Genomic DNA, 23074 nt, shown 5'->3' on the forward strand with positions numbered 1-23074 from the left:
TCAAAACTATTTAATTTCGACTTTTGCTCCTGCCTCTTCAAGTTTTTTCTTAAAGTTTTCAGCATCTTCTTTATTCACACCTTCCTTAAGTGTGCTTGGAGTTTGCTCTGTGGCGTCTTTTGCTTCTTTAAGACCTAAGCCTGTAATTTCACGCACTGCTTTGATGACATTGATTTTATTTGCACCTGCATCAACAAGCACGATATTAAATTCTGTCTTCTCTTCTGCTCCGCCAGCTGCTGCACCTCCGCCAGCTGCTGCACCAGCTACAACTGTTGGTGCAGCACTTACACCAAATTTCTCTTCAAAAGCCTTTACAAGCTCTGAAAGCTCTAATACTGAAAGATTCCCGATGTATTCCAATACTTCTTCTTTAGAAATTGCCATTTTACACTCCTTGCAATGTTAATTTTCTTCTTTTTGTTTTCTTAAATTATCAAGCCCTGTAACAAAGTATCGCGCTGGAGCTGTCCATACAGACAACAACATACCAATAAGTTCTTCTTTGCTTGGTAGCTTAGAAACCGACACGATATGCTTCGTATCAACTACTTGCCCATCAAATATACCAACTTTGAGACTAAAATGTTCGCTATGAGATTCTGCGAATTTGCAAACCACCCTAGACAAAGCGATCTGATCATCTGCCCAAAGAAAGATATTTGTATCCTTAAGTTCTAAATCTGGACATTCTGCATTTTTTATAGCGATGCTTGCTAAAGTATTCTTGATTACTTGCACCTTGACATCTACAGCCCTTGAAGTGCGTCTTAGTTCCTCAAGATGACTCACTTGTAAACCTTTATAATCGCACACAATCAAAGCAGAAGATTGCTTAAATTCAGCACTTAAGTATTCAACAACCTGAATCTTTTCTTGCTTAGTCATTTCTCCTCCTTTCAGCCCAAAACCTCACATAGGGTAAATTTTAAGCTAAGCCCCTATGCTCTTTGGTCTAAGATAAAGAATACAAATCTGTTATTTTGTATCCATCAATTCCTGTGAATCAAGCTTAATTGCAGGACTCATCGTTAAAGACAATGTGCTGCTACGGATATACTTACCTTTTGCCGAGGTAGGCTTTAGCTTATTGATTGCACGAACAAGTTCAAGCATATTATCTCGTATTTTAGATTCATCAAAAGAAACTTTTCCAATAGGTGCGTGAATGATACCCTTTTTATCCACTCTAAAGTTCACTTGCCCACTCTTAGCATTAGAAACAGCTTTAGCCACATCCATTGTAACCGTGCCTGTTTTGGGATTTGGCATTAAACCTTTTGGTCCTAAAATACGTCCTACTTTCCCCACAAGAGCCATCATATCAGGTGTAGCTATGACGATATCAAAATTAATATTGCCATTTTTAATCTCATCAGCCAAATCATCAGCCCCTACGACATCAGCTCCGGCATTTTTTGCTTCATCTGCCTTAATATCTTTTGCAAACACAGCAACACGCACTTTTTTGCCTGTCCCGTGTGGCAAAACCACAGCCCCCCGTATCATTTGATCAGCGTGTCTTGGATCTACTCCTAAACGCAATGCTACCTCAACAGTTTCATCAAATTTTGCCGAAGCAAGAGATTTCACCGCACTCACACCACTTTGAATATCATATACCTTTTGAGAATCTACCTTTGCTTGTAAAGCCTGCAGTCTCTTTGCTATCTTTTTACCCATAAACAAACTCCATCTATTCTAATCTTGGATTTCAACACCCATACTTCTTGCACTGCCCACTACAATCAATTTTGCAGCCTCAATATTCGAAGCATTGAGATCTTCCATTTTGGTTTGAGCGATCTCTTCAAGTTGCTTACTTGTAAGCTTCCCAACTTTATTTTTTAAAGGATTGTCAGAACCCTTTGTAATTTTTGCAGCCTTTTTAATGAGATCTGTTACAGGCGGCTTTTTAGTAATAAAGGTAAAGCTCTTATCCTGATAGATGGTAATAACAACAGGAATATTAAAATCACCCATATCCTTTGTTTTTTCATTAAATGCTTTGCAAAACTCCATAATATTAACCCCCCTTTGTCCTAATGCTGGACCTACCGGAGGAGATGGATTTGCTTTTCCCGCTGGAATCTGTAATTTTAATTCACCAACAACTTTTTTACCCATTATGCCTTCCTTTTTGTCAAATTAAATGATTTTTTCTACTTGCGAATACAAAATTTCAACAGGAGTGTTTCGTCCAAAAATGGAGACGTTTAACTTCAGTTTTTTATGCTCTAAATCATATTCCTCTACCGTGCCTGTAAAATTTACAAAAGGTCCATCAATAATCCGCACAACTTCGCCGTGTTCAAAAGAAATCTTTGGTTTTGGTGCGCTTGGATTTCTTACCTTTTCTAAAATTTTAGCAATATCAGCTTCATTAAGCGGTGTGGGCTTCTTACTTTCACCAATAAAACGTCCAACCCTAGGTAAAGATTGAATCATATGCCAAAGTTTTGTGTCTAAATCAACCCTTATAAAGACATAGCCGGGATAAAGACTTCTATTTACAACTTTCTTCTTCGCCTCAATAATAGGCTCTGTAGGCACAACCACTTCAGCAAATCTATCTTGCATTTGATTCTGCTCAATAAGATTCCTTATTGCATTAGCAACTGATTCTTCACTACCAGAATATGTTTGTATCGCATACCACTCCAAGTTTCACCTCTCCACAATATTACAAAATACCGGATACAGAATGAAATAAAATCCAATCAACTAACGCTAAAAATAAAGTAACTACACTTACCACGATAAGAACAGATACAGAAGCATTGCGAATCTGTTCTTTTGTGGGAAATATTACTTTTGTTCGTTCTTCATTTGCATTTTGGAAATAGGTTTTTATTTTTTTAATCATCGTATCTCTTTTATTCAATATCTAAACTTACAGCTTTGTGGCAGGCCAGGAGGGACTCGAACCCCCAACACTCGGTTTTGGAGACCGACGCTCTACCATTGGAGCTACTGACCTATCAGCTAGGCAAAAGCCTAGCTTTTAAGTTTTACTTCCTTATGAATCGTATGTTTATTCAAACGAGGTGAAAACTTTTTGAGCTCCAGTTTTTCTGTATTCGTTTTCGCATTTTTGGTAGTGCTATAATTAATATCACCACATTCTGAACACTTAAGTCCTATCTTAACAGTGTTTCCTTTTGCCATATCAAGCCTCTACTCAATAATTTTTGTTACAACACCTGAACCAACTGTTCTACCACCTTCACGAATTGCGAAACGAGTGCCATCTTCAAGTGCCACAGGTGCGATAAGCTCCACTGTGATTTTTACATTATCACCGGGCATAACCATTTCTACACCATCTGGTAGTTCAATAGAACCTGTAACGTCAGTTGTTCGTACATAGAATTGTGGACGATAGCCTTTAAAGAATGGAGTATGTCTTCCACCCTCTTCTTTTGAAAGCACATAGATTTCGCCTTCAAACTTCTTATGTGGAGTAATCGAACCGGGCTTACAAAGCACCATGCCTCTTTCTACTTCTTCTTTTTTTGTTCCTCTTAAGAGAATACCTACATTGTCTCCCGCTTCACCCTTATCAAGCTCTTTTCTAAACATCTCAACGCCTGTAACAGTGGTTTTTTGTGTATCGCGAAGCCCTACGATTTCTACTTCATCGCCTACTGCTACCACACCCCTTTCTACTCTACCTGTTACCACAGTTCCACGACCAGCGATAGAGAATACATCTTCAACAGGCATAAGGAATGTTTTTTCTGTATCACGTTGAGGAGTAGGGATATATCTATCAACTTCTTCCATTAGTTTTAATACTTTTTCTCCCCATTCTCCAACATTTCCAGCCTTTGCTTCTTCAAGCGCTTTAAGAGCTGAACCTGCTACAATAGGAGTATCATCACCGGGGAAGTCATATTGACTAAGCAATTCACGCACTTCCATTTCCACAAGCTCAAGTAATTCTGCATCATCTACCATATCTTGCTTATTTAGGAATACAACGATGTAGTGTACACCTACTTGACGAGAAAGAAGGATATGCTCTCTTGTTTGTGGCATAGGACCATCTGCGGCAGACACAACAAGAATTGCGCCATCCATTTGAGCCGCACCTGTAATCATATTTTTCACATAGTCAGCGTGCCCAGGGCAATCCACATGCGCATAGTGGCGATTCTCTGTTTCATACTCAATATGAGAAGTAGCGATAGTAATACCTCTTTCTTTTTCTTCAGGGGCATTATCGATATTATCATAATCCCTTAACTCTGCAAGACCCTTAGTAGCCAATACAGCGGATATAGCCGCACTCAAAGTTGTTTTACCGTGATCCACGTGTCCAATTGTTCCCACATTTACGTGAGGTTTGTTTTTCACAAACTTTTCTTTTGCCATTTTGTTCTCCTAACTCAAAATTTTATTTTTTTAGAATCCCTAAATTATGACTTTTAAAGATTCTAGCCTATGAAAACTGGAGCCCATAAGCGGGATTGAACCGCCGACCTCTTCCTTACCAAGGAAGTGCTCTGCCACTGAGCTATATGGGCATATTATAAATAACTACAATAATAATCTATTTTGGAGAAAATCTTAACTTAAAGTTATCAAAGTGAAGATTCAGCTCCCAGTATGGAGCGGGAAACGGGGCTCGAACCCGCGACCCTCAGCTTGGAAGGCTGATGCTCTAGCCAACTGAGCTATTCCCGCAAACTTAAAAAAACTATTTTGACTACCACTTTTTAATGATTGTAAAATTATCAATTTATAGTGGTGGTGAGTCGTGGATTCGAACCACGGAAGTCGTAGACAGCAGATTTACAGTCTGCCCTCGTTGGCCACTTGAGTAACTCACCAAAAATAATCACAAAACTGGTCAAACACTGAAAGCAAATATGCTAAAGTGCAAAATGGAGCTGGTTAAGGGACTTGAACCCCCGACCCTCTGCTTACAAGGCAGATGCTCTACCAACTGAGCTAAACCAGCGCATAAAAAAGTTGCAATTATATAGATTTCACTGCCCTTTGTCAAGGGTAAATCCATTGAAGCCTCATGTCCATTATGAATATAATCATAAAAATACCCAAAATAAAATATTTTGAGATATGAAGTAGAAGTAAGTGGCCGGGAGAGAGGGATTCGAACCCCCGGAGGTGTTACCCTCAACGGTTTTCAAGACCGCCGCTTTCAACCACTCAGCCATCTCCCGTTACCATAAATATAATACAGATTCTAGAAACATAACTGATTAAGAGTATATTTAATGTATGCTTAAGTGTTATGGAGGCGACACCCAGATTCGAACTGGGGAATCAAGGCTTTGCAGGCCCATGCCTTACCACTTGGCTATGTCGCCACCTTATCATATTTTCTTAACGAATCTTTTACGATAATCAGGTGGTGCCCGAGACCGGACTTGAACCGGTACAGACGCAATGTCCGAGGGATTTTAAGTCCCTTGTGTCTACCAATTTCACCACCCGGGCTTTTGATTTGATATGTAAAATAATACATTTCCTCACAAAACATCAAAGAGCAATATTTTTAGATTGACTACAAAAATGGAGTTGTAAAGATTAAGTCTTAATGGAGCGGGAGACGGGGATCGAACCCGCGGCCCCAACCTTGGCAAGGTTGTGCTCTACCACTGAGCTACTCCCGCATAATTTTTAAGGGCATAATTGTATCAACGCTTCTTAAAAAAATCAAGAGTAAAATACAAGAATATAATAAAAAATTATCATTTTACTATATAATCCCTGCCGCACAAATATGAAATCTATCTCTAAACTTGATTTACAAGTAGATTAAGTTTTAAAAGCATAAAATCTCTATTCTCCCCACAAGTGAGATATATCTCACTTGCATAAAATCAAATCGCACGAAGTGCTACCTCTTAAAGCATCGTAGTGGTAGGGGAGAGGGAGGGAGCGACCTCGTGCTTGTGCTTTAGCACCAGCCCACACTTGTACATTTAAGCCCTCCCCCTTATTATGGATAGAAAAAATTATAGATTCTTATGTAAGTTTTAAAGATGATAGTTTCCACCAATAAATCAATATTAATTTTTCAAGGAGAAAAATGTGCTAAATCATTTTGAAAGTTACCCCTTTGACAAGCTCCGCACGCTTCTCAAACACAGTAATCCCCCCAAAGATTGTGAAATTTTCACTCTTACCATCGGTGAGCCTCAATTCCCTACGCCGCAAAATATTATAGAATCTTGGCAAAATAACGCTCCCTTGCTGAACAAATACCCTAAATCAAGCGGTGAAGATGAGCTTAAAAACGCTCAACTCTCCTTTATTAAAAATCGCTATCAACTTGAGCTTACCCATCATCAAATTATCCCTACTTTTGGCACACGTGAAGTGCTTTTCAACTTCCCGCAATTCTATCTTTTTGGCAAAGAAAACCCTAGCATTGCCTACCCTAATCCATTTTATCAAATCTATGAGGGCGCGGCAATTGCCTCAAAAGCACGAATAATCCTTATGAATCTCACGCAAGATAATAATTTTATGCCCTCTCTTAGCGATACACAGCTTAAAGAAGTGGATTTAGTTATTCTTAATTCCCCTAATAATCCTACCGGCAGGGCATTAGATATCCAATCTTTAAGCCAATGGGTGCAAAAGGCGCTAGAATATGATTTTGTGATTATTAATGATGAATGTTATAGTGAAATTTATGCCAATTCTCCACCGCCTAGTATTCTCCAAGCCTCTCTTAAGGCAGATAATCCCACATTTAAAAATATTCTCGCCCTTAATTCTATCTCCAAACGCTCCTCTGCGCCCGGTTTGCGTAGTGGATTTATCGCTGGAGATGAGCAAATTCTAAAAAGCTATAATCTCTACCGCACCTATCTAGGCTGTGCGCTTCCATTGCCCTTACAAAAGGCTGCAGCAGTTGCGTGGAACGATATGCGCATTCCAGAATCTATTCGCCACATTTATGCGCAAAATCTCGCCCTTGCAGAAACAATTTTGCAACTTAGTAAAGCAGAGATTACTCCCTATACATTCTATGTATGGCTTTATGTAGGAGATGATGAAAGATTCTGTAAATTTGCCTATGAAAAAATGGGAGTGCTGACATTACCCGGAAGCTACTTAGGGCGTGAGGGGCAAGGCAAAGGATATGTGAGGATAGCTCTTGTGTATGATAATGAGACCATAAAAAGAGCTTTAAATGCTCTGAAAGAGGCTATCAAGTTTTATAAAAAGGAGTATGTATGAAAATACATTTTATAGGCATTGGTGGTATTGGCATTTCAGGCTTGGCAAAATATCTCCGCGCACAAGGCATAGAGATTAGCGGTTCAGACATCGCAGAAGGAAGCGCGACAAAATATCTCCGCGCACAAGGTGTGTCTATCAATATTCCTCATAACGCTGCTGCTATCACTAATCAAGACCTTGTGATCCATTCTGCGATTATCAAGCCTGATAATGTCGAGGTGCAAGAAGCTATCAAAAAGGGTATTAAAGTGCTTTCCCGCAAAGAAGCCATTGCCTCTATTCTCAAAGAAAAACGTGTCTTTAGCGTATGTGGCGCACACGGCAAATCCACTACAAGCGCAATTTTAAGCAGTATTTTCCCGCATTTTGGCGCAATTATCGGAGCAGACTCTAAAGAATTTGGCTCAAATGTGCGCGAGGCAAAGAGTGAATCTATCATCTTTGAAGCTGATGAATCCGATAAAAGCTTTCTTAATTCCAATCCCTACTACGCCATTATCCCCAATGCCGAGCCAGAGCATATGGAGAGCTACAATCACGATTTAAATGAATTTTATGGTGCTTATAGGCAATTTATCCATACGGCTAAGAAGCGCATTTTTAACCTTAGCGACCCCTTTTTGCAAAGCCTAAAAACCATACAAGCTATTACTTTAAATCCTCAAAGTGATATTACAAATATACGTTTTGAAATTCACAATGACGAGCCACAAACAAGCTTTGAGTTTAAAGATTATGGAATCTTCAAGGTATGGGGCTTTGGGGAGCATATGGCGCAAAATGCGAGTCTGGCGATATTGTGTGCGATTGATGAGTTAGGCATAGATGCGCTAGAAGAGATAAGGACAAATCTTGCGCATTTTAAGGGCATTAAAAAACGTTTTGATATCATCGCTAAAGGCACAACGACTATCATTGATGATTACGCACACCACCCTACCGAGATTCTCGCGACGCTTAAAAGCGTAGCTATCTACAATCAGCTCAAACCCCACCAAAAAGTCATCGCCATTTGGCAACCGCATAAGTATTCACGTGTGCTTGATAATCTTCAAGCCTTTGTTGATTGCTTTGCAAATCTATGCGATGAGCTTGTTATCCTGCCTGTGTGGAAAGCAGGGGAATCTCACGTCGATATTGATTTTGCTTCACTTTTTATGCGCTATAATCCCATTTTTGCTACACATCTTAAGCGCGAGGGGGATTGCATTACCCTATTTGATGGCAAAGATTCTATAAAAACACTGCAAAATGCCATTATTATCGGGCTTGGTGCGGGGGACATTACCTATCAATTACGAGGAGAAAAATAATGGGCTATCTTATTTTTGTGCTTACACTGCTACTTTTTGTCGCCATTGGTTTGCTTGTGGGGAAATATAAAAATCACATCTCACGCAAAACGCAAGTTCTCATAGGCGCTTCGTTTTTAGCAATCGCCCTGCTTATTGGGATTTATAATACTCTACAAGAAAAAGAGAGTGAGAATCTTAGCACACTTAAAAGTGCCTTTGTGCGGGATATTCCACTTGTTTGTAGCTATCAAGGCAGTGCGATTGAAATTACACAAACAGACTTTAATCTCAGCAATGGCACGATGAGCTTTCAAGGTAAGCCAAACAGCTCTTATTCGCACATTATCATTCCTTTGCAAGATTGCACTTTGCAAGAAGTGGATTAATTTTTAATCTTATGGATTAAGCTGTGCAAAGCCATCAAACCCTCATCGCTCGCCTTGATTTAAGTGATTTTGTTTCTCAATTTCACACATATTTTGCACGAGAAAAACCCTTTATGTTCAATGGCGATAGGAGATTCTACGCACAAATCCTGCAAGAGCTCGATTCTATCCCTCTTAATGCTCCGCCACCTCTACCCACGCTTGATACACCCATCGTGCATTTGCAAAAGCACAGCACATTACAACTTGAAGCGATTTTTACCTTTATGCAGCTTGTGCGTTATTTTCTCTATCTCAAAGCACATATTACAGAATCCACCCCGCATACAAAAACGTGGCTTGATAAGATTCTCATTCCTCAAGCAATATGCGATATGGAATCTATCTTTGACACACAAGGTGAGCTATGTGAGGGTATTTATCCAGACATTGACAACCTAAAGTCCCATATCAAGCAGATCAAAATCCACATTGACGAGCAAATCAGACGGATTCTGCATTCCCGCGAGATTACACCCTATCTTGTCGATAATAGTATGCATTACATCAATCAAAATGAGTGCCTACTGCTTAAAGCAGGGTATAATCAAGTGATTAAAGGAATGGTACTTGAGCGCTCTCACAATGGATTTTTCTATCTCCTGCCAGATGCGATTAACACATTAAAAGAGCGGCAAAATGCGCTTAAAGACACTTTGCAAGAGAGCCTCTACACCCTTTGTAAGAGCCTTTGCCTTACTCTACATAAATACACACCTTTTCTCACATTTCTTAATCACGCCTTTGATACATTTGATCAAATTTATGCCCGAATCGCCTTTGCAAAGGCTTATAATCTCTCTTTCATATATGAACTCACAACACAAAAAGAGATTGTCATTGAGGAATTTTCACACCCCACATTAGCCAATCCAAAGCCCATTAGCTTTGCCTGTAATGGTGATGTGCTAATGATTACAGGCGTGAATGCAGGGGGTAAAACTATCCTGCTTAAATCCCTCCTTGCTGTGTGTTTCTTAAGCAAATATCTTATCCCGCTCAAAATCAACGCCTATAAGTCTAAAATCCCCTATTTTAAACATATCATGGCGATTATAAGCGATCCACAAAATAGCAAAAACGATATTTCTACTTTTGCGGGGAGAATGCTTGAGTTTAAGCAGATTTTGCAAACACAAAATCTACTGCTTGGTATTGATGAAATCGAGCTAGGCACGGACGCTGATGAAGCTGCAAGTCTCTATAAAGTGCTATTAGAGCATTTAATGAATAATCACGCAAAGATTCTACTCACCACGCACCACAAGCATTTGAGTGCACTTATGGCGCATAATCCCAAAGTGCAGCTTTGTGCAGCGATGTATGATATACAAGCCCAAAGACCGCTTTTTAGCTTTCTTGATGGGAGTATTGGCAAAAGCTATGCCTTTGAAAGTGCCGCACGTTACGGAATCCCACTTTCCCTTATCAAAACAGCCAAAGAAGTGTATGGCGCGGACAAAGAGCGATTAAATGAACTTATAGAACGTTCCAGCGAGTTAGAGAGTGCGCTTCAAACCAAATGTACAGAGCTTGAAGCCACGATTGCAACATATCAGGCGAAGATTCTATCGCTTAAAACGCAAGAAGAGGAGCAAAAGACAGCTTTTCTCGCACTCAAGCGCAATTTAGAATCTACTTATCATCAAGCCACGCAAACGCTTAAAGCTACCCTCAAAGCACAAGAAAGCAAAGAAATACACAAGGCTTTTAACCAAGCCCATAAGATTCTATCACATACGCAATCCCTACAAACACAGCCTTTGACACCGCACACACAAAAACCTCATATTTTCAAAGTAGGTGATAGAGTGAAGTATCAAAACACACAAGGGCATATCCTTAGCATAAAGGGTAAGGTATGCACTATCACACTTGAAAGCGGTATGAAAATCAAAGCAAATCTTAAGGATATTCAGCCCTCTAGCACGCCATTACCTCCTCCAAAGATGGATATTATTTTCAAAGCCCCCGCAAAGGCAGGGGTAAGCCTTGATTTGCACGGAATGCGGGGCGATGAAGCGATAGAGAGACTTGATGAGTTTCTCTCTGCTGCGCTCATTGCTGGATATGATGAAGTGCTTGTGTATCACGGCATAGGTATGGGAATCTTAAGTAAGCTTGTATATGATTATCTTAAAACCCACCCTAAAGTCATATCCTTTGCAGACGCACCCGCACAAATGGGTGGCTTTGGGGCAAAGGTTGTTAAGTTATAATATTTATGCCTTTGCTTATTGAGGCTTAAGCCTCCGCATTTGTGCCTTAAAGCCAATCCACACTTACACAAGCTCTTGTAAATGGGGGTAAACACCCATTTACACCCAAAGTTATTGACTTATGGCTAAGACATGTCTTATTCGTCATTCGGACGAAGTGTTAATCCATATTTACAAGTTAATTTAGAGATTGGGTTTTGCAATGTAACCGCCGCAAAGATCAAAAGGTCTTATCCTTAAAACAGCGCTTCTAAGAATAGATTCTGCAAATATTTGTGTTATAATCCTGCTCTTATTTTTTGTAGCAAAGGAAACTTATGGCTCTCTTTCAAGTCAATATGCCTCAAGTCCCCGATAGTGTAGCAATTCATAATATAGCTGACACTCCCTTACTCAAACGTGCGAAACTTATTCTTATTACTACTTATCTTGTCAGTTTTTGTGTTGCGTTTTCTTTTATATTTTGGTCAGGATATAAAGAAATTACGGTTATTCCGCCAGAACTTAATATATTTCTTAACATCTTCTCTGCTTGTTCATTTATTGCTCTCTTCATCGTCTTTTTTTATTTCTCTAAATTAAGCCTAAGAAGACGTATTTTTAATCTCTATATTGTTGTTTTTGCAATCGCACTTATTGGGGCTATTATCAACTTTATTGTGCCACAAGATATAGATGATTTACTTAGCAAAGATTCTGAAGGGAGTCTAGCAGTAGCGGCTTTATTCCTTTATACTTGTATTGCCCTACCTGTATATTTCTATATCTTTTGGCAAATGGGTAAGGAGCTAAGCTTTATTCTCAATGACGCCTGCTTCTTTAAAGGCACAAAGATGATGGTTATATCATTCATAGCTATGCTTGTAGAGCTAGTTTTTACAATGGTTGCCTTAGGTCTAAAAAGTGAAGCCCTTATCGTTATAGTCGCCTTGCTTTTACTAGCCACTTGCATTTTGCTAATTGTTGGTTGTATTCTCTATCTTATTGCTGTTTTTAGAATCCATCAAATTATCGCCTATGGGGAGCAAATCCCAAATACAATTTCATAACATTATAGGGTATCTTATGGAAGCAGAACTTAGCATTGATATTTATTTTAAGGCTACACTCAAAGATAGCATTGTAGATATGTTGCTAGAAGATGGATATGATGATTTTTTTCATATCAAATGTGCCAAATACGCTTCAAGCTCACTTTTGCAGAGTGCTGATGAACAAGTAAGCGGTAGGCAAGAATATGGATTATTTAGAATATTTTTAAACGAACAAAATGCACATTTTATTATCAATAAATTACTTCAAGCCTTTGGCAAAACAGATATAAGAATCTATACGCACAATGTCACATCTCCTATCATATAACACTTATTAATGACTCTAAGTTTTAAAGAGCGTTTCTCTTCGCTCAAGCCACATCTCCAACATTTTGGAAGCAAAGAATAATAGAATCTCACTTATAAGATTCTTGCAATATAGTGCTTCCATATACCTTTATAGAAAATAAAGCCAAAGATAAGAGCACGTAGGAATGTCTCACAGCAGATAATCCCAAAAATATATCCTGCGTGAAGTTGGTAATGCACACAGAGCCACATAGGGAAGATTCTAAGTAGCCAAATGCTACCGGTATTAATCCAAAGCGATAGCTTTGTCGCGCCACTTCCCCTTAATGCTCCATCAAGCACAAACACGCAGATTTGTGGCACTTGCGATACACCAACGGCGATAAGATACATTAAAGAATAATCAAGCACTGCCATATCCTCACTAAAGAGATTTGAAAGCTCCCTACCAAACACACAAAGCCCAATCCCCAATATACCCATAATAATAGAGGAGATAAGCAAAATCGTGCGGATAAAAGATTCTGCTAAATCAAGCCGCTTAGCCCCTAGCATTTGTCCTACTAACGCCATTGCAGCGACTTGGAATCCAAATCCGGGCATACAAATAAAGCTCTCCACCCTTGATCCGATTTGAAACCCAGCAATCACCTCTAAGCCATAGTCTGTCATAAACTTTGTAATCAGCACAAGGGAGAGAATAGTAAGCCCTCGTTCAATCCCAGAGGGTAAGCCGATGCGCAATCCAAAAAGCAAAATCCGCCATTTAAAAACCAAAGATATTTTTAAGTGTCTATGCAGCCCACAGAGGATTCCAAACAAAATAATGCCTTCAAAATAAGAGATAATAACATTTGATATCCCTGCACCTGCAATGCCAAGCGGAGGGATATGGAGGGAATGCACGCCAAAAATCAACATAAAATTCAAGGCAATATTTAAGCTTGTGCTAATGATTTTAATAAAAAAGACACTTTTTGTATCGCCCGTGGAGGCTAAGGCGGAGATAAAAATCGTTTTAAGTAAAAGGGCGGGGATAGAGCAAAAAATCCAGCCCAAATACAGCATACCCAAGGCTTTTGTCTCCTCCCCCACACCCATCCAATCAAAATACAAGCCATTAAAATTATAAGCAAGGAGATAAATAGGTATAGAAAAAAACACAACCCCTATACTCATCGTGCTAAGTACGGCTTGTATTTTCGTATAATTCCTTTCTCCAAAGGCACGTGAGACTTGTGCGTTTGTGCCCACATAAAAAATCGTAGTAAGCGCAAAGAGAAACATCCAGCAGCTCATACCCAGCCCAAGTGCCACAATATTATGCTTTGTAACCTCCACATCTGCAGAAATATGCGCGATAAAATACATACCAATGGCAATATTAACAATATCTAAGAGCGAATTGCCTCCAGATGGCAAGGCAATACTTAGAATCTTACGCATACGTTGGTTGAAATTATATGTCATTATGATTGCCTGTGTATTGTGCGATGAATTGCACGATATGCGGATACGCCGCCCTTTTACCTGTGCTAGATTCTATATTTTCATAGATATGATGATGAAGTGTGATAAAGCCATTTTGTGGGCTAAAGATACTCTCTAATTCATTTACATAAAGGGCTTTTTCGGCTTTATCTAAGTGAGAATCCACATCAAGGCGAATAAACGTCTCAAATAGTACAATGCCATTAGGCTTAAGCGAGGCAATGAGCGATGGAAAAAGGCGTATATCAAGGAAAAAGCTATTCAATACCACATCATAGCGATTTGGTGTGAATATAAAGTTGTCTAAATCTGCTAAAACAGGCGTGATATGCGCTATATTGGCAAGATTTTTAAGCGCGATAGAGGAAATATCAAGCGCATCTACCATAAAACCAAGCTGTGATAGCACCTTTGCGTGGCGTCCATTGCCACAAGCTATATCAAGTGCCACAGGACGCGGATTGTCTGTATCTTTTATCACTTTAAGTTGTGGGAAATGGGCTTCAAGCAGCGCACAAGCGTTGATAACAAACGCACTTGGCTCATTAGGCATAAAGTCATTTTTATAACGTTCATTCCATTTGAGTGCGTCTTCGTGCATTGCTTTACTTTATGTGCTTTAATAGAATCTATGCGAGTTTAGAGAAAGAGAGTTTACCTCCGCCGAGGATATGAAAATGCAAATGCGGCACTTCCTGCCCTCCGTCTGCACCAATATTTGTGCAGATTCTATAACCGCTTTTATCAATGCCTACCATACGTGCTACTTCCTGACTGAATGCACAAAGCCCTCCTAAAAGCTCCGCAGAAGCACAAGAGAAGTCCTTAACACATACTTTTGGAATGGCTAGAATATGCACAGGCGCTTTAGGATTAATATCATAAAAAGCAAGAAATTGCTCATTTTCTGCCACTTTTTTACAGGGAAGCTCCCCTGCTACGATTTTCTCAAAAATATTTTTTTCTGCCATTTTATGCTCCTTGCAAGACTCTCAATGCTATATGATAAAGATGAGAATGCTCATTGTATGTAGAATAAGTGATATTATAGCTTTAAATATCAATAATAATCTTTAAATATGCTACAATATCGCTTTTTATATCGCGCAAATACCAATCACACAAGAAGAGATAACACAGAGGTAGGGAATTTGAAAAAGCAAATACAAGAGATTTTAGAAAAGTTAAAGCAGGTAGGGAATCTAGAAGCCCTAGAAGCATTGCGGATAGAGGTTATAGGGAAAAAGGGTGTTTTGACACAGCAATTTGTCATACTAAAAACACTTCAAGGAGAGGCGAAAAAGTCTTTTGCTACGGATTTAAATGCCGCTAAAGAAGAGTTTGAAAGGGCTTTTAATACCAAAAAAGATATGCTCTTAAAAGCTCAAATGAGTGAAAATCTCGCTCAAGAATCTATTGATGCGAGTTTATTTAGCACCTTGCGTTTAAAAAGTCAAGGGCACCCTATATCGCAAACAATGGATAGAATCATTGATTTTTTTGTCAATATGGATTTTTCTATCGGCACAGGACCACTTGTAGAAGATGAGTTTCATAATTTTGAAGCCCTCAATCTCCCCGCATACCACCCAGCGCGCGATATGCAGGATACATTTTATTTTAAAGATTCTATGTTGCTTCGCACACATACTTCGCCTGTGCAGATTCGCACTATGGAAAAAGATTCCTTGCCTATTCGTATGATTGCTCCGGGCAATGTGTTTAGACGGGATTATGACTTGACGCATTCACCGATGTTTCATCAAGTCGAGGGGCTAGTAGTAGATGAAAAAGATAAAGTCAATTTCGCACATTTAAAATATATTTTAGAGGATTTTTTGCACTATATGTTTGGCGATGTTCGCATTCGCTTCCGCTCGAGCTTTTTCCCCTTCACAGAGCCAAGTGCGGAAGTGGATATTAGCTGTGTATTTTGCAAAGCAGAGGGTTGCAGGGTATGCTCACATACAGGGTGGCTTGAAGTGCTAGGCTGTGGCATTGTGAATCAAAAGGTGTTTGATGCTGTAGGCTATAAAGATGTGAGCGGATATGCCTTTGGACTTGGTGTTGAGCGGTTTGCTATGCTTACTCATCGTGTGAATGATTTACGTAGCTTTTTTGAGACAGATTTACGGGTATTGGAGCAGTTTTAATGATCTTTTCAAAACATTTATTATCGCAATTTGTGGATATATCTCATCTTGATATAAATGAAGTGAGTGAGCGTCTAAGCAACATTGGATTAGAAGTAGAATCTGCCTATGCCCTTAAGATTCCTAAAAATGTTGTAGTAGGTAAGATTATTGCTTGTAGTCAGCACCCTGACGCGGATAGACTAAGTGTATGCCGTGTGCATATAGGCACACAGGAGCTGCAAATCGTATGTGGTGCGCCCAATGTCAAAACCGATCAGTATGTAGCGGTGGCATTAGAAGGTGCGATAATCCCACATACCAAAGGCGGTGAACTAACCATTAAAAAGACGACTTTGCGCGGTGTGGAGAGTTGCGGAATGCTATGCTCTAGCACAGAGCTAGGATTACCTAAAATCAATGATGGCATTATGATTTTAGATGAGAGTGCGGGGAAGCTCACCCTAGGGCAGGAGTTAAGCAAATTACCGCTTTTTAGCGATTATGTGATTGAAGTAAGCATAACACCTAATCGTGGAGATTGCTTGAGTGTGCTAGGTATCGCACGTGAGCTTGCTACTTGCTATGATTTACGCTTAAAACACGAGATTGATATGGATAATGTTATCACTCTAGGGCTTGGGCGGGTACTGCAGATTCTCACTGATGAGAAAATTAATGCGCACCTACTCTATCGCGTTATAGAGGTTAAACAAGCGCGGCTTCCCATAGATATTGCCATTGCTTTAGCAAGAAATGGTAGTTTAGCTGATGATATTATATGCAATTTTTTGGAATTTGGCACATATATGACAGGTGTGATTTTGAACGCTTACAAACTGCGTGAGTGCGAGAGTAAGGACATTGTTCTAGATAATGGTTTAGCCGCACAGCTTCGAGTAAAAAAAGATGAAAATGGCTTAGAGGCAGTATTTGCTAATACAAAACTTTCTATGATTGGTGTAACCTATGGGGAACGGCATTTTGGGACACGTTCAGAGATTCTCATCATCGAAGCAAGCTATGTGAAACCTGTGCAAATCGCAAAGGCAATCCATCAGCATAAAATCAAAGGCGATACGCAGCTTACCTATCGTAGTACAAGGGGGAGCAATCCGCTCTTAGAGCAAGGTATGGATTTTTTATGTAAAAAAATGGTTAATAGTTCGGACGTGCTGGTGTATTCTGGCTCGCATAATATTTCTCAAAGTGCCGATGAAATAACGATTAAAACGACTTTTGGCGCGATTAATAAGATTATAGGGATTGATTTAGATAAAGAAGAAATTGCTACCATACTCAAACGTCTTGATTTCAAGCTTGATGTAACTTGTGATGAAAATTTCTTTATGATTGCTGTGCCGCACTATCGCCACGATATAGAGAGCATACAAGATGTAGCAGAGGAGGTACTAAGAATCTATGGGATTGATAATATTCCTTCTTCACCTCTGCTTTGCTTACAATCGCATAATACATCAAATGCATATTTTGTGTATAAAAATAGCAGAAAACTCGCCCGTAGCTTTATCGCAAATGCTTTTATGGAGTGTATACACTACGTGTTTGCCTCTTCGCAAAGATTAATGCAACTTGGCTTTGTGCAAATTGATGAGAATTTAGCCCTGCTAAATCCTATCACGCAAGAGCTAGATACATTACGTACAAGTTTGCTTCCTGCACTTTTAGATTCTATCAAACGCAATGAGAATCTAGGATTTAAGAGCATAGCATTATTTGAAATGGGCAGTGTCTATACGGCTCAACGAGAGGAAAAAAACAAACTCGCATTTGTGGCAAGTGGTTCAATGAAAGATGAATGCTATCCGCATACAAAAGCAGCACTTTGGGATTTTTACTCCTTTGGGCTTGTGTGTCAAAGATGTGTGGGGGATATATCTTTAAAAAATATTCGCGATGTAGAGGGGGCGAATGAGATTCTTCTATCTTTTGGATTTGCCGATGATAGAATCTTGCACCCCTATCAAAGTGCTTTTGTATATATGGAGGATAAACCTGTGGGCGTGATAGCAAAACTGCACCCACAAATTGCCACGGATATGGATTTAAGCGAGACATTTATTTGTGAAATAGAGCTTGATTTAAGCAACGTATCGCTGCCACAGGCAAAGACGTTTTCAAAATATCAAAAATCTATGCGTGATTTGACAATTCTTATCGATAAAAAGATTCCATTTTATCGTGTGCGGGAGGCAATTACACAGGCAAATATTGCATTTTTGCAAAATGTATATCCTATCGATGTGTATTATGATAGCGCATTGGGAGAGCAAATGGCATTAAGTATTCGCCTCGTGCTGCAGTCTTTTGAGGATACCCTGCAAGAATCCCAGCTAAATAGCGCAACACAAGCCGTACTTAACGTGCTTACAAATACATTCAATGCTTCGCTACGCGCGTAGATTCTAGCTTATCACAAAAGGAGAGAGTATGCAGAGCCTACCACAAATCACAGAACAGGATTTACCACTATTGCAAAAGATGTCCCATACGCTTGCATTTTTATGTGCCGATATGGTGCAAAAGGCTAATAGCGGGCACCCGGGTGCACCTATGGGACTTGCAGATATAGCAAGTGTGCTTAGTTTTCATCTCCGCCTTGCTCCGCATAATCCCACTTGGCTTAATCGCGATAGAATCATTTTTAGCGGTGGACACGCGAGTGCGCTTGTATATGCGCTTTTGCATTTATGGGGCTTTGATGTGAGTATGAAAGATTTGCAATCTTTTCGCACACTTGGCTCTAAAACGCCCGGACACCCAGAATACGGACATACACAAGGTGTTGAAATCACCACAGGACCATTGGGGCAGGGTGTGGCAAATGCTGTGGGTATAGCTATGGCGAGTAAATACACACAGAATCTCTTTGGTAAAGAGATTATTTCCCATTATGTGTATTGTCTATGTGGTGATGGAGATTTGCAAGAGGGCATTAGCTATGAGGCTGCTTCCCTTGCAGGACATCATAAGCTTCATAATCTCATTGTGATTTATGATAGTAATAATATTACGATTGAGGGTGATACAAATGTGAGTATGAGCGAGGATATATGCAAACGTTTTGAAGCGCAAGGCTGGCAAGTGCTAAATTGTGATGGGCATAATATCTTAGCATTTCATAATGCCCTCACTCGCGCTAAAGATTCTACAAAGCCGACATTAATCATCGCAAAGACAATTATTGCAAAAAATGCCCTTGACCTAGAGGGTAGTCATAAAGCGCACGGCGCACCTTTGGGAGAGGAGATTATTGCAAAGGCAAAGGCAAAGCTAGGGCTAGAGGCGCAATCTTTCTATGTGCCCGATGATGTGAAATTTACCTTTGGCTTGATGAGGGAGCGAGGGGAACTCGCCTTTAAGCAATGGCATAAGCAATATGAGAATCTCCCGCAAATCACTAGAGAGCGCTTTGATAATATGCAAAATGTAGATAATTCACGCATTGCCTATCCCCACTTTGAGCTAGGAGAAAGTATGGCTACACGTGTGAGTAATGGCAAGATTCTTAATGCTATCTCTCAAAGCCTAGAGGGTTTTATAGGGGGGAGCGCGGATTTAGCTCCATCAAACAATACGCATTTAGAGAATGAGGGAGACTTCCCCCAAGGCAAAAATTGGCATTTTGGCATTAGGGAGCACGCAATGGGGGCAATCTCTAATGGTGTGGCAAATTATGGGCTATTTTTGCCATTTTGCGCGACTTTTTTTGTTTTTAGCGATTATATGTCTCCTAGTGTGCGTGTGGCAAGCCTAATGAAAAGCAAAGTCTATTACATTTGGACGCACGATAGTATAGGCGTGGGAGAAGATGGCGCGACACATCAACCTATCGAGCAGTTAAGCCATTTCCGTGCTATGCCTAATCTATTGGTATTTCGCCCTGCTGATGGGAACGAGAATGTGGCGTGTTGGCAGGTGGGCTTGGATTCCGCTGTGCCTTGTGCATTTGTGCTAAGTCGTCAAAATCTCCCTATCATCGTCCCTTACACATCTACGCTTAAAGAGCAAGTGCAAAAGGGTGCTTATGTGCTATCTCCTGCAGACAATGCAGCAGTTACATTAATGGCAAGTGGAAGCGAGGTGAGCCTTGCATTAAAAGCAAGCGAAGCCCTCCAAGCAAAGGGTATAGTAGCGCAAGTAGTGAGTGTACCTTGCTTGGATTTGCTATTAAAGCAGCCTAAAAGCTATAGAGAATCTTTATCTCAAGGGAGCAAAGTCCTAGCTATTGAAGCTTCAAGGGGGTTGGAATGGTATGTTGTGGCGGATTATGTGATAGGTATGCAAAGCTTTGGTGCATCGGGCAAAGGCGAGGGATTATTCACACATTTTGGCTTTAGTGTGGAACATATTGTAGAAGTCGCACAGCAGCTTCTTGGCGCAGATTCTTAAGGGCATATCTTGGCGGGTGAATCTTGCTTAAAAGTATATAGCTCTCATCGCTCCTTAGTGCAACATTTGAACGAGGGGGAGCTACTTTCACCGCACATAGTGATGGGCGAGTTTTTCACGCAGCTTGTTATTGTTGATGGATATAGAGCCTTGCCTCAAGCGATGCGTTTGCCCCTGTCTATGTCTGTGCTAAAAGAATGCGCTAAAGAATTAGAACGGGTGAAATTTATTTTCGAGCAGAGTTTTTTAGCTTTTTTAGAATCCTCGCAATTTTTATTTGGCTTCTTTGATGAGCTTACTCAAGCGCAAGTCTCTATTGATGAGATTCCATTGCTTGATACGTATGGGGACTATGAAGACCATTTGCGGGTATTAAAATGGGTGGAAAATCGATACAAGCAACGTTTGGAGGAACTAAAGTATTATGATGGCTTAATTCTGCCTCCACAGGCGCATATACGCATTAATGAATCTTATGTGCGACATTTTTCACACATTGATATATATATTGAGGGAATTGTGAGCAAGGCACATCTTGCGCTTCTATCACAAGTAGCGCAGATGACTACCCTTAGGCTGCATTTTTGGCTTGATAATTTTAATATCACTTTGCCCTTTTTTACCCAAATGAAGGATTGCAAACCTTTTCACCGCTATATGCTTAATCCCGCTACAAATGAGATTTTAGAATCCGCACCCATAAATCGCCCTATGTGCGTGAGTACGTATCATTTTTCACTTCGCATTTCGCAAGTGGCATTAGTTTTTTATAAGATTGAAGAATGGCTTAGAAATGGTGTAAATGCGGAGGAGATCGCTGTAATTGTGCCAGATGAGCATTTTGTAAGCTATTTGGCACTGTTTGATAAAGCGCATAATCTTAACTTTGCAATGGGGAAGGACATCACACGTACACAGGCTTATAAATGCCTAGAAAATATGCTAGGTGTCTATGAAGCGGATATGCAGACTTATCCTTATAGGCAAATATGTGAGATGATTGAAGCAAATCTTATATCACTTGATGATAGAGGAAGTAAAAAGCTTAGGCAAAGTCTAAGTGAGCTGCTTTTTATATGGGAAAATGCGGGGTTTGCAGATTGTCGCTACAAAGAGATTTTAGAGCTTTTGTTAGAGGAGCTAAAAAAATGCAGTATTGATGATGTGATGGGCGGGAAGATTCGCGTGATGGGGGTGCTAGAATCGCGAGGTTTTACGTGTAAGAAGGCTATTATTGTGGATTTTAATGAAGGCGTGATACCAAATGTAGCACAAGATGATTTATTTTTGAACTCTATGCTAAGGCAAAGACTTGGTATGCCGACAATGCGAGATAAGGAGCAACTTCAAAAGCATTATTACTATGGGATTTTTAGCAGTGCTGATGAAGTAGTCGTATCGTATGTGGAGAATGAGGATAAGCATAAAAGCCTTTTACTTGAGGAATTAGAGCAATATACGCATATTACGTCAAATGATGGCGATAAGCGTTTTGCGCTTTTACCACATGGGGGGAAATATGAGTATTGTGAAGATGAGATTATGGGTAAGATTCCGCGCTTTTTTACACCAAGTAAGTTAAAAACGCTCCTAGAATGCCCGAGGCGTTATTTTTACCAATATGAAGAATCTTTGTGTAAAGTGCAAGAAGAGAGTAATGTTGCGTTTATGGGTAATGTCGCACATCAATGTTTAGAATCTGTATATAGGCAGTATATAGGCAAAAAAGTGCAGCTTAATGCAAAGGAAATCTATGCAAATATTCTTACTCACTTTAAGGCACAATATGCTTCTATGAGCGCATTAGATGGCATTAATACACAGCTACTTGCATATGAAATAGAGGCATTTTTAAAAGAATATGAGGATAAAAGAGAGGTGGAGATTCTCTATCTTGAGGAAAAAATGAAAGCCCATTATGGGGTGTTTGACTTTAGTGTGTGTGCGGATAGAATCCAAAAGATAGGAGAGCGTATAGAAATCATTGACTATAAATATCGTCAAAATTTCAAGGTAGAGAAAAATGCAGAAAAAACGAGTGATTTTGCACTTATCCTTTATGCAGAGGCTTTTAAGCAGAATAATCCACAATATGCCTCATTACCTATAACAATGTGCTATTGGGATATTAAGGGCTGTAAGATTGTAGAAGAAGAAAGTGTGGAGGAGAAAAATGAGAAATTACTAGAACACCTTAAAATTTTTCAAGATGAGATAAACTTTCACAAATGCGAGAATAAGCAGCACTGCCATTATTGCGATTTCACAGATTTGTGTGATAGATAATGTTGTATCTTTATAACCTGTGCGTTGGGCATAATCAATATAACAAGAGCATTTAAAAAGCAAAGCGCTTCTAATATGCTACACTAGTCTTTATCCCTTATGGTTCTTAAAAAAGTAGTGTAATAGGCTATGAAATGTCTTAGAAAATTTTATTAAACTTGCTTCATTTGTATAATCAAGTTTGCCTTGAGAGAGAATAAAGAGATTCTGTTTAAAAATATCCCTCAAAGTATCAAAGAAAAATGC

The 23074-nt window shown here is 39.7% G+C and carries 21 protein-coding genes and 9 tRNA genes; 10 read left to right on the plus strand and 20 right to left on the minus strand.

Features of this window, described 5'->3' with window-relative positions:
* Positions 1-6: 6 nt before the first annotated feature.
* The 17 genes from rplL to V3I05_RS01260 form a co-directional block, all read right to left on the minus strand.
* Positions 7-387, minus strand: coding sequence for a 50S ribosomal protein L7/L12 (gene rplL / locus V3I05_RS01180; RefSeq protein ID WP_295699173.1), 381 nt, complete (start codon positions 385-387; stop codon positions 7-9).
* An 18-nt stretch (positions 388-405) separates the two neighbouring features.
* Positions 406-888, minus strand: coding sequence for a 50S ribosomal protein L10 (gene rplJ / locus V3I05_RS01185; protein ID WP_343353747.1), 483 nt, complete (start codon positions 886-888; stop codon positions 406-408).
* 90 nt (positions 889-978) lie between these two features.
* Entirely contained in the window at positions 979-1683 is a 705-nt protein-coding gene (rplA, locus tag V3I05_RS01190) for a 50S ribosomal protein L1 (protein ID WP_343353749.1), read from the minus strand.
* Between the two features lie 18 nt (positions 1684-1701).
* On the minus strand, positions 1702-2127 hold the full coding sequence (gene rplK / locus V3I05_RS01195; protein ID WP_295699167.1) for a 50S ribosomal protein L11: 426 nt from the start codon (positions 2125-2127) through the stop codon (positions 1702-1704).
* Between the two features lie 21 nt (positions 2128-2148).
* Complete coding sequence (nusG, locus tag V3I05_RS01200) at positions 2149-2664, minus strand: transcription termination/antitermination protein NusG (RefSeq protein ID WP_295699165.1); 516 nt, start codon at positions 2662-2664, stop codon at positions 2149-2151.
* Between the two features lie 19 nt (positions 2665-2683).
* Positions 2684-2863 (minus strand): preprotein translocase subunit SecE, encoded by a 180-nt coding sequence (gene secE, locus V3I05_RS01205; protein ID WP_295699227.1) that lies wholly within the window; start codon positions 2861-2863, stop codon positions 2684-2686.
* A gap of 41 nt (positions 2864-2904) precedes the next feature.
* Positions 2905-2980 (minus strand) — tRNA-Trp (locus tag V3I05_RS01210).
* A gap of 17 nt (positions 2981-2997) precedes the next feature.
* A complete protein-coding gene (gene rpmG / locus V3I05_RS01215; RefSeq protein ID WP_034369264.1) occupies positions 2998-3168 on the minus strand; it encodes a 50S ribosomal protein L33 in 171 nt (56 codons plus the stop codon).
* Between the two features lie 9 nt (positions 3169-3177).
* Positions 3178-4377: an elongation factor Tu gene (gene tuf, locus V3I05_RS01220; RefSeq protein WP_295699162.1), complete on the minus strand. Its 1200-nt coding sequence runs from the start codon at positions 4375-4377 to the stop codon at positions 3178-3180.
* 77 nt (positions 4378-4454) lie between these two features.
* Positions 4455-4529: transfer RNA gene (locus tag V3I05_RS01225), tRNA-Thr, on the minus strand.
* An 83-nt stretch (positions 4530-4612) separates the two neighbouring features.
* A tRNA-Gly gene (locus V3I05_RS01230) sits at positions 4613-4689 on the minus strand.
* A 61-nt stretch (positions 4690-4750) separates the two neighbouring features.
* Positions 4751-4835, minus strand: a tRNA-Tyr gene (locus V3I05_RS01235).
* A 55-nt stretch (positions 4836-4890) separates the two neighbouring features.
* Positions 4891-4966, minus strand: a tRNA-Thr gene (locus V3I05_RS01240).
* Positions 4967-5101: 135 nt separating this feature from the next.
* Positions 5102-5189: transfer RNA gene (locus V3I05_RS01245), tRNA-Ser, on the minus strand.
* 72 nt (positions 5190-5261) lie between these two features.
* Positions 5262-5336: transfer RNA gene (locus V3I05_RS01250), tRNA-Cys, on the minus strand.
* 42 nt (positions 5337-5378) lie between these two features.
* Positions 5379-5466: transfer RNA gene (locus V3I05_RS01255), tRNA-Leu, on the minus strand.
* A gap of 101 nt (positions 5467-5567) precedes the next feature.
* A tRNA-Gly gene (locus tag V3I05_RS01260) sits at positions 5568-5642 on the minus strand.
* Positions 5643-6063: 421 nt separating this feature from the next.
* Between V3I05_RS01260 and V3I05_RS01265 the strand changes: the two genes are divergently transcribed.
* The 6 genes from V3I05_RS01265 to V3I05_RS01290 all read left to right on the plus strand — a co-directional run bounded on the left by V3I05_RS01265 (position 6064) and on the right by V3I05_RS01290 (position 12525).
* The gene (locus V3I05_RS01265) at positions 6064-7221 is read left to right on the plus strand and encodes a succinyldiaminopimelate transaminase (RefSeq protein WP_300448460.1); all 1158 of its coding nucleotides are present in this window, start codon (positions 6064-6066) and stop codon (positions 7219-7221) included.
* Entirely contained in the window at positions 7218-8537 is a 1320-nt protein-coding gene (murC, locus tag V3I05_RS01270; RefSeq protein WP_295699159.1) for a UDP-N-acetylmuramate--L-alanine ligase, read from the plus strand. The genes V3I05_RS01265 and murC overlap by 4 nt, the downstream gene beginning before the upstream one ends.
* A complete protein-coding gene (locus V3I05_RS01275) occupies positions 8537-8905 on the plus strand; it encodes a hypothetical protein (protein WP_300448455.1) in 369 nt (122 codons plus the stop codon). Before murC ends, V3I05_RS01275 begins: the two co-directional genes overlap by 1 nt.
* Before the next feature lie 23 nt (positions 8906-8928).
* Positions 8929-11163, plus strand: coding sequence for an endonuclease MutS2 (locus V3I05_RS01280; RefSeq protein ID WP_300448452.1), 2235 nt, complete (start codon positions 8929-8931; stop codon positions 11161-11163).
* A gap of 317 nt (positions 11164-11480) precedes the next feature.
* Entirely contained in the window at positions 11481-12212 is a 732-nt protein-coding gene (locus V3I05_RS01285) for a hypothetical protein (protein WP_343353751.1), read from the plus strand.
* Between the two features lie 16 nt (positions 12213-12228).
* Positions 12229-12525, plus strand: a complete 297-nt coding sequence (locus V3I05_RS01290) for a DUF3240 family protein (protein ID WP_295699153.1) — start codon at positions 12229-12231, stop codon at positions 12523-12525.
* Positions 12526-12617: 92 nt separating this feature from the next.
* Here the strand turns inward: V3I05_RS01290 and V3I05_RS01295 are convergent, their stop codons facing one another.
* From V3I05_RS01295 to V3I05_RS01305, 3 genes are read right to left on the minus strand one after another with little or no spacing between them, the layout of a single operon-like run.
* A complete protein-coding gene (locus tag V3I05_RS01295; RefSeq protein WP_343353754.1) occupies positions 12618-13976 on the minus strand; it encodes an MATE family efflux transporter in 1359 nt (452 codons plus the stop codon).
* Positions 13966-14598: a class I SAM-dependent methyltransferase gene (locus V3I05_RS01300; protein WP_300732680.1), complete on the minus strand. Its 633-nt coding sequence runs from the start codon at positions 14596-14598 to the stop codon at positions 13966-13968. Before V3I05_RS01300 ends, V3I05_RS01295 begins: the two co-directional genes overlap by 11 nt.
* Positions 14599-14626: 28 nt before the next feature.
* The gene (locus V3I05_RS01305) at positions 14627-14968 is read right to left on the minus strand and encodes a histidine triad nucleotide-binding protein (protein ID WP_300448443.1); all 342 of its coding nucleotides are present in this window, start codon (positions 14966-14968) and stop codon (positions 14627-14629) included.
* Positions 14969-15160: 192 nt separating this feature from the next.
* Here V3I05_RS01305 and pheS point away from each other — a divergent pair, with 192 nt between their 5' ends.
* The 4 genes from pheS to V3I05_RS01325 are packed head-to-tail and all read left to right on the plus strand — an operon-like array spanning position 15161 to position 22828.
* A complete protein-coding gene (pheS, locus tag V3I05_RS01310) occupies positions 15161-16150 on the plus strand; it encodes a phenylalanine--tRNA ligase subunit alpha (protein WP_295699225.1) in 990 nt (329 codons plus the stop codon).
* Positions 16150-18552: a phenylalanine--tRNA ligase subunit beta gene (gene pheT / locus V3I05_RS01315; protein ID WP_300732677.1), complete on the plus strand. Its 2403-nt coding sequence runs from the start codon at positions 16150-16152 to the stop codon at positions 18550-18552. Before pheS ends, pheT begins: the two co-directional genes overlap by 1 nt.
* 28 nt (positions 18553-18580) lie before the next feature.
* Entirely contained in the window at positions 18581-20542 is a 1962-nt protein-coding gene (tkt, locus tag V3I05_RS01320) for a transketolase (RefSeq protein ID WP_343353756.1), read from the plus strand.
* Between the two features lie 9 nt (positions 20543-20551).
* Positions 20552-22828, plus strand: coding sequence for a PD-(D/E)XK nuclease family protein (locus V3I05_RS01325; protein ID WP_343353758.1), 2277 nt, complete (start codon positions 20552-20554; stop codon positions 22826-22828).
* The last annotated feature ends 246 nt before the right edge of the window (positions 22829-23074 follow it).

The sequence above is a fragment of the Helicobacter mastomyrinus genome (genome assembly GCF_039555295.1).
In the GTDB taxonomy this organism is placed as follows: Bacteria; Campylobacterota; Campylobacteria; order Campylobacterales; family Helicobacteraceae; genus Helicobacter_C; species Helicobacter_C mastomyrinus.